Source organism: Nocardiopsis potens DSM 45234 (assembly GCF_000341105.1).
GTDB lineage: Bacteria > Actinomycetota > Actinomycetes > Streptosporangiales > Streptosporangiaceae > Nocardiopsis_A > Nocardiopsis_A potens.
This window is the reverse complement of sequence record NZ_ANBB01000041.1, coordinates 119,357-127,122: the sequence shown is the minus strand read 5'-3', so window position 1 is coordinate 127,122 and position 7,766 is coordinate 119,357. Positions and strand designations below refer to the sequence as shown.

Below are 7,766 nucleotides of genomic sequence, written 5' to 3'. Positions count from 1 at the left end.
GAGCGGCCCGGAAGGCCGCAAAGCAGGGGGCCGGAACCCGGGAAGGGCAGAGGCGGGGGCGGGATGTCGCTTTTGTTCTTCCTGGAGGGCCTGTCTTGGCCACTCTGGGTGATCGGGGAGGGGGTGGTGGGGGCTTGGGGGCTTACTACTCGCTGGTAGATGTAATCGGGGAGCTCTCGCGGTGCGCAGGCCGCCCCTGCCTCCGCTCGACCCCCGCCGCGAACCCGGCATAGGGGATAAGGCCACCCCCCGGCGGGAGCATGCGCCGGGCCGGGCGGGTGAACGCGGCGTCCCGCCCCTCCCTGCCGTCGCCGCCGGCTTGTACCTCCGCTCCGTGAGACGCCGCGCCCGACCGACCGGCCGGCCGGTCTCCTCCCCGCCCTCGCTGCCGGTTTGAACCCCGGCCCCGTGAGGCGCCGCGCTCGGGCGAGGCGCCCGGCCCCGCCCCTACCTTCGCCGTCGCCGCCCGTCTTGACCTTCGCTCCGCGATGCGCTGCACCGGACCGACCGGCCGGCCGGGTCCCCCTCCCCGCCCTCGCCGCCTGCTTGAACCCCGGCCCCGTGAGGCGCCGCGCCCGACCGACCGGCCGGTCCCCACCGCCGCCGTCGCTGCCTGCTTGAACCCCGGCTCCGTGGGGCGCCGCGCTCGGGTGGTCGCCTTCGCCCCGGCCTGGGCGTCCCTGCTGTTCTGGGTGGGACGGCGGCGGGTGGTCAGCGGGGCAGGGTGCGGGTGAGGTGGGCCTGCAGGTCCTCGGTGAGCAGGTGGAGGAGGGCGCGGCCCTCGGCGGCGGTGGCTCCGGTGGGGTCGCCGAGGACGCCGTTGCGGGAGGCGTCGGCGATGGAGCCGGCGCGGATCGCGGGTAGCAGGTCGGCCAGCGGGGCGGTCGTGCCGGGCTCGGCCAGGTCGGTGCGGACCAGGTCCGGGGCGATGGCGAGGAGCATCGAGGTCTCGGTCCGCCCGGCGTGGGCGTCGGGGGCGCGGCCGGCCGCCGCCAACACGCCGGCGCGCGGGAACCAGGCGCTGGCCGAGCCGGGGGCCTCGGTGCGCAGCACGCGCAGCGCCGCCGAGGCGGGCTCGGCGTTGCCGCCGTGCCCGCTGACGAACACGGTGTGCCCGGCCCAGGGGCGGGCGGCGCGGGCCAGGTCGAGCAGGGCGGCGGTGACCGTCTCGACCGCCAGCCACAGGGTTCCGGGGAAGGTGCGGTGCTCGCCGCTGGCTCCGTAGGGCAGCGCGGGGGCGACCGCGACCCGGAGGTCCGGGAGGCCCCGCGCCGCGGAGTAGGCCACGTGCTCGGCGATCCGCACGTCGGTGTCGAGCGGCAGGTGCGGGCCGTGCTGCTCCACCGCGCCGAGCGGGACCAGCAGCACCCGGAGGCCGGCGGCCTCCGGAGAGGCCATCCGGCCGGCGGCCGGTTCCGCCTGCTCGGTCCCGCTCATCGGGGTCTCCTCCTCGTGGGTGGGGCGGTGGGGCCGCACCGGCGGGTCGGCCCTGCGGCGGACTCTGCGGTGCGGAGCCTCCCGCCGTGCCCGGGGCCGGTCCTCGCCGCCACCGGGCGGGCCGGGGCGTCGGGCGAGCGCACCGCCCATGGTGTCCCGTCGTCCTGATGTTCGCCAGGGGCGTCGGCCGGATGATTCGGCGGGGGAGCGCCGTTCCGTGTGTCCGGTGGTTTCGGTGTTCGGTAGGGGGCCGGTCAGGTCTTCCGTCTGGGATCCGGAGGGGGAGGCGGGGAGCGGTCCTCTGTACCGCTGTCGGTCGTCCGGGTGCGGCGGAGTGAGGTGTCGGGGAGAGCGCCGTTCCTTGGGTCGGGTGGTTTCGATGTCGGGTGGGGGCGCCGGTCGGGTCTTCCGTCTGGGGTCCCGGGTGGGGGCCGGGGAAGGGGTGAAGCCGCCGGGGCGGGGGAGGGTGAGGACCGGTGGAAGGGCCGTTGACAGGGGGAGGGGGCGATGGTGCACTGACAGGACGGCCTGCCTACCGAGCATCTGCTTGGGCGCGAAGTTCCTGCCCGTCCCCCTGTCACGGAAGGGTCGTCCGCACCATGAAGACGCGAGCCGCAGCACTGCTGGAGCAGCCCGGTTCCTGGAAGGTCATCGAGGTCGACGTCGGCGAGCCGAAGGCGGGCGAGGTTCGGGTCCGGTTCGAGGTCGCCGGGCTGTGCCACTCCGACGAGCACGCGGCCACCGGGGACATGCCGGTCGCGCACCTGCCGTTCATCGGCGGGCACGAAGGGGCGGGCGTGGTCGAGGACGTCGGGCCCGGGGTCACCCGGTTCGCGCCGGGGGACCGGGTCGCCACTCAGTTCGTGCCGAGCTGCGGGCACTGCCCGTCCTGCTACGCCGGGCAGATGAACCTGTGCGACCTGGGCATGTTCGCGCTGGCCGGCTCCATGCCGGACGGCACCTACCGGGCCTCGCTGGACGGCGCGGACGTCGCCCAGATGACGATGCTGGGCACCTTCGCCGAGCGGGCGGTCGTCTCGGAGTTCTCCCTGGTGAAGATCCCCGACGGGGTCTCCTTCGAGGTCGCCGCGCTGGTCAGCTGCGGGGTGGCCACCGGCTGGGGGTCGGCGGAGAACGCCGCGGAGGTCGCGCACGGCGACACGGTGATCGTGATGGGCACCGGCGGCGTCGGGATGAACGCGGTCCAGGCGGCGGCGGCCCGCGGGGCCGCGCACGTGATCGCGGTCGACCCGGTGGAGTTCAAGCGGGAGAAGGCCAAGGAGTTCGGCGCCACCGCGGCCTTCGCCGACATCGGGGAGGCCGCCGACTTCGCCCGGCTGGCCACCGGGGGCCAGGGCGCCGACTCGGCGATCGTCTGCGTCGGGGTGACCGAGGCCGAGCACGTCGCCCAGGCGTTCGCCGCCATCGCCAAGAAATCCACCGTCGTGGTGACCGGAATCGGTCCGTCCTCGGCGGTCGGTCTGCCCATCAACCTGTGGGAGATGGCGATGATGGAGAAGCGGATCCAGGGCACCATCTTCGGCATGGGGACGCCCGGCCGGGAGATCCCGCGGCTGCTGGAGATGTACCGGGCGGGCCGCCTCAAACTGGACGAACTGATCACCCGGCGCTATGCGCTCGACGAGATCGGAACCGCCTACCAGGACATGTACGACGGGAAGAACATCCGCGGGATCGTCGTGCACGGTAAGTGAAAACGGGCGCCGATCGGGCGCCCGCCCGGCCGGGCGAAACAACGGCGAAACGAGAAATTATCTCCCGTGTGATGAGAGTTGGCAAGGGGTGCCCGAAAAAGGGCGCCCCTTCGCTCGGTTTCGGTCGTGTTGCTGTGGGTCTCTGCGGGTAGGCGATGATGGGGCCGGTCGGCGGAAGTGCGGTTCCGGCCCCTCTGGGGCGTGCTTGAAACCTGGACGATCGTGCTCTCGTTGCGCTTTCTTGATGTCATGGTGACCAGCTAGTGTTCAGAAATCCAGCACACTCGTTGAAATTCGGGTCACAGACCGTGAACCGGATGAAAGTACGTTTCGGTGGCCATCGGGAGTGAACCCCATCGGGCTCCGCAGGGGAACCGGATGTCCTTCGCTGGAGGGCGCCGGGCCTCCGCGCGGTGCGCGGGGCGCGACGCCCCGAGCCGGCACGGGTGGCGCGGTTGGCGCAGGGTAGGAGGCCCTCCTTGGGGATGTTCCTGGTCAGGCGACTAGTGAACTACATGGTGCTGATCTTCTTGGCATCGAGTTTCGCCTATCTGCTGGCGGCGACCACCCTGCAGCCGCGCGCCTATTTCGAGCAGCGCCAGCCGCCGCCCAGCCAGGAGGCGATCGAGGCCCAGCTCAACGACCTCAACCTGAACGACGAGGTGCCCCTGGCCCAGAGGTACGGCGTCTGGGTGAGCGGAGTCGTACAGGGCGATTTCGGCCAGACCATCAAAGACCAGAGTGTCAATGAGGAGATGAGCCGCAAAGCCGGGGTGACCCTGCGGCTGATCACGGTCGGGACCGTGCTGGGCTGCGCGGTGGGCATCTCCATCGGCGCCTACGCCGCGGTGCGGCAGTACAAGCGCTTCGACCGCTATTCCACCTGGGCCGCCTTCATCGTGCTCTCCGTGCCGACCGTGGTCATCGCGGTCTCGCTCCAGGTCGGCGCGGTCTGGATCAACGATCTGACCGGGAAGCAGTTACTGCAGTACGGCGGAGAGTACACGGCCGGCCTGGACGCCGGGTTCTGGGGCACGCTGCTGGACCGGCTCCAGCACGCCCTGCTGCCCACGCTGACCCTGACCATCTCGCTGTTCGCGGCGTTCGCCCGGTACCAGCGGAACATGATGCTGGACGTGCTCGGCGCGGACTACGTGCGCACCGCCATGGCCAAGGGGCTGACCCGGCGCAGGGCGCTGTTCAAGCACGCACTCCGGACCGCCCTCATCCCCACCATCACCTACTTCACCTTCACCTTCGGCGTGCTGCTGGCGGGGACCACCTTCACCGAGAAGATCTACGGCTGGCACGGGATGGGGGCGTGGGTCGTCGACTCCATCGTGCAGAACGACGTCAACTCCGTGGCCGCGGTGACCTGCTTCATGGCGGTGTGCGTGATGGCGGCCTCCTTCCTGTCCGACATCCTCTACGCCTGGCTCGACCCCCGGGTCCGGGTGAGCTGATGGCGATCCCAATGACGGCACACACGATGGAGCGGAAACCGTGACCTTGACCACCGAGCAGCCCGGGGAGGCGCCGGGGCGCACCGCAGCGACCGGCCAGGGGCGCTGGGGCGGCGTTCTGCGGGAGCTGCTCCGCACGCGCAGGGCCATGGTCGGCATCCTGCTCATCCTCGCCCTGGTCCTGATGGCCTGGATCGGGCCGCTGCTCAGCCCCTGGGAGATGGGGGAGCGGGACTTCACCGCGTTCCGCTCCGGCCCCTCCCCCGAGCACTGGTTCGGCACCGACAACACCGGCCGCGACGTGTTCACCCTGACCATGGTGGGCCTGCAGAAGTCGATCATCATCGGCCTGCTGGTCGCGGTGCTGTCCACCGCGGTCGCCGCGGTGGTCGGCGCGTTCGCCGGCTACTTCCTCGGGCTCACCGACAAGGCCCTGATGTGGGTCACCGATCTCGCTCTGGTGCTGCCCAGCTTCCTGATCCTGGCCATCCTCTACCCGTCCCTCAAGGACTCCGGGTGGATCATGTTCGTACTGCTGCTCGCGGCGTTCATGTGGATGGTCACCGCCAAGATGGTGCGCGGCATGACGATCTCGCTCAAGGAACGCGAGTACGTGCTGGCCGCCAAGTACATGGGCGTGCCCGCCTGGCGGATCATCTTCCGGCACATCATCCCGAACATGGCGTCCCTGCTGATCGTGGACGCCACCATCAACGTCAGCTCGGCCATCATCACCGAGACCAGCCTGTCCTACTTCGGCTTCGGCGTGCAGCCGCCGGACGTGTCGCTGGGATCGCTGATCGCCCTGGGCGCGCCGCAGGCCCTCGCGTTCTGGTGGATGTTCGCGTTCTGCACCGGCCTGCTGGTCGTCCTGGTCCTTGCGGTGAACCTGATCGGCGACGGCCTGCGAGACGCGCTCGACCCCCAGGCCAAGCGCAGGTCGTAGAAGGAATGGACGAGAAGAAGATGACCCGCACCGCCAGTGCCGCCGGGGCAGAGAAGGCCACCGGGCGCGCCGATGACGGAACCCCGGTCCTGGAGGTCACCGACCTCAACGTGGTCTTCCCCGGGAGCGCCCGCAACCCCGACATCCATGCCGTGCGCGGCGTGAGCTACACGGTCCGCCCCGGCGAGGTCCTGGGCATCGTCGGCGAGTCCGGATCCGGCAAGTCGGTCTCCTCCATGGCCGCCATGGGCCTGCTCCCCGACTATGCGCAGGTCACCGGCTCCATTCGGCTGCACGGCGAGGAGCTGCTCGGCCTGGACGACCGCGCCATGTCCGCCAAGCGCGGCAACGCGATCGCCATGGTCTTCCAGGACCCGCTGTCCGGCCTGACCCCGGTCTACACCGTCGGTGACCAGATCGCCGAGGCCGTCCAGGTGCACAACCCCAAGGCGACCAAGCAGGAGGCGGCCGAGCGGGCGGTGGAGCTGCTCGAACTGGTCGGCATCCCGGAGGCGCGGCGCCGCTACCGGGCGTTCCCGCACGAGTTCTCCGGCGGCATGCGGCAGCGCGTGATGATCGCCATCGCGATCGCCAACGACCCGGACCTGATCATCTGCGACGAGCCCACCACCGCCCTGGACGTCACGATCCAGGCGCAGATCCTGGAGGTGCTCAAGACGGCGCAGCGCGAGACCGGCGCCGCGATCGTGATGATCACCCATGACCTGGGCGTGGTGGCCGGCTTCGCCGACCGGGTGCAGGTGATGTACGCCGGGCGGCTGGTGGAGAGCGGCTCCGTCGACGAGGTCTTCTACCGCTCCCGGATGCCCTACACCATGGGGCTGCACGGCGCCGTCCCGCACGTCACCACGGAGGAGAAGCGCCCGCTGGTGCCGATCAGCGGGAACCCGCCGTCGCTGGCGGACCTCCCGCCGGGCTGCCCGTTCTCGCCGCGCTGCCCGATCGCGGTGGACGCCTGTCGCGAAGCAGAACCGGACCTGCTTCCGGTCGGCGCAGAGGGGCACGCCGCCGCCTGCGTCCGGGCCGCCGAGATCGAGGAGCAGGGGTGGGGCGTCGCCGACGTCTACCCCGTGCCGGAGATCCCGCCGGCGGAGGCGGCGCAGCGCCCCCGTGCGGAGCGGGAGACCGTGCTGGCCGTTGAGGACCTGGTCAAGCACCACCCGCTGATGAAGGGCGCGGTGTTCAAGCGCCGGGTCGGCACCGTGTACGCGGTGGACGGCATCAGCTTCGACATCGCCGAAGGGGAGACCCTGGGCCTGGTGGGCGAGTCCGGTTGCGGCAAGTCCAGCACGCTGCTGGAGATCCTCAGCCTGGACCGCCCGCAGAGCGGCCGGGTGGAGGTGCTGGGCCGGGCGTCGGGGACCGGGACCGCCCGGGACAAGTTCGCCATCCGGCGCAACGTCCAGGTGGTCTTCCAGGACCCGATGAGCTCACTGGACCCGCGGATGCCGGTCTTCGAGATCATCGCCGAACCGCTGCGGACCCACGGCTTCCCCAAGGCGGACCTGCCCGGCCGCGTCTCCGAGCTGCTCGAACTGGTCGGTCTCGACGCGGAGCAGGCATCCCGCTACCCGCAGCACTTCTCCGGCGGCCAGCGCCAGCGGATCAGCATCGCCCGCGCGCTCGCCCTGGAGCCCAAGCTGCTGATCCTGGACGAACCGGTCTCCGCTCTGGACGTGTCCATCCAAGCCGGCGTGGTCAACCTGCTCGACGAGCTCAAGGCCCGCCTGGGGCTGTCCTACCTCTTCGTCGCGCACGACCTGTCGGTGGTCCGACACATCGCGGACCGGGTGGCGGTGATGTACCTCGGCAAGATCGTGGAGATCGGCGGTGTGGACGAGGTCTACGAGTCCCCGGCGCACCCCTACACGCGGGCGCTGCTCTCCGCGATCCCGGTGCCCGACCCGCGGGTCGAGCGGGAGCGCGAGCACATCGTGCTCACCGGCGACCTGCCCAATCCGGCGTCCCCGCCGAAGGGGTGCGTCTTCCATACCCGCTGCCCGGTCTTCGCGGCCCTCGGGGCGGAGGAGAAGGAGGCCTGCCTGAGCATCCAGCCCGCGGCCGAGCCCACCGGAACGGGGAGCGGCGACCACGCCGCGGCCTGCCACTACCCGGACCGCGCAATCGGATCCTGAAAGCGTCCGGACCTCCAGCGTCCGGCCATCCCCCCGTGACCAGGAAGAA

At 71.2% G+C, this 7,766-nt stretch carries 5 protein-coding genes; 4 read left to right on the top strand and 1 reads right to left on the bottom strand.

The window, feature by feature from the left end; all coding sequences use genetic code 11:
• Nucleotides 1-711: 711 nt before the first annotated feature.
• Entirely contained in the window at nucleotides 712-1,437 is a 726-nt protein-coding gene (gene mftE, locus D459_RS35040) for a mycofactocin biosynthesis peptidyl-dipeptidase MftE (RefSeq protein WP_017594134.1), read from the bottom strand.
• 599 nt (nucleotides 1,438-2,036) lie between these two features.
• Here mftE and D459_RS0116590 point away from each other — a divergent pair.
• The 4 genes from D459_RS0116590 to D459_RS0116575 all read left to right on the top strand — a co-directional run bounded on the left by D459_RS0116590 (nucleotide 2,037) and on the right by D459_RS0116575 (nucleotide 7,717).
• A complete protein-coding gene (locus D459_RS0116590; protein WP_017594133.1) occupies nucleotides 2,037-3,152 on the top strand; it encodes an NDMA-dependent alcohol dehydrogenase in 1,116 nt (371 codons plus the stop codon).
• A gap of 479 nt (nucleotides 3,153-3,631) precedes the next feature.
• The gene (locus D459_RS0116585; protein ID WP_026120459.1) at nucleotides 3,632-4,615 is read left to right on the top strand and encodes an ABC transporter permease; all 984 of its coding nucleotides are present in this window, start codon (nucleotides 3,632-3,634) and stop codon (nucleotides 4,613-4,615) included.
• Nucleotides 4,616-4,655: 40 nt separating this feature from the next.
• Complete coding sequence (locus D459_RS0116580; protein ID WP_026120458.1) at nucleotides 4,656-5,561, top strand: ABC transporter permease; 906 nt, start codon at nucleotides 4,656-4,658, stop codon at nucleotides 5,559-5,561.
• A gap of 20 nt (nucleotides 5,562-5,581) precedes the next feature.
• A complete protein-coding gene (locus D459_RS0116575; protein ID WP_026120457.1) occupies nucleotides 5,582-7,717 on the top strand; it encodes a dipeptide ABC transporter ATP-binding protein in 2,136 nt (711 codons plus the stop codon).
• Nucleotides 7,718-7,766: the final 49 nt, after the last annotated feature.

Bases quoted from the DNA above. Each gene is read 5' to 3' on its own strand.
- mftE (WP_017594134.1), bottom strand. From the start codon at position 1,437: ATGAGCGGGACCGAGCAGGCGGAACCGGCCGCCGGCCGGATGGCCTCT.
- D459_RS0116590 (WP_017594133.1), top strand. From the start codon at position 2,037: ATGAAGACGCGAGCCGCAGCACTGCTGGAGCAGCCCGGTTCCTGGAAG.
- D459_RS0116575 (WP_026120457.1), top strand. From the start codon at position 5,582: ATGACCCGCACCGCCAGTGCCGCCGGGGCAGAGAAGGCCACCGGGCGC.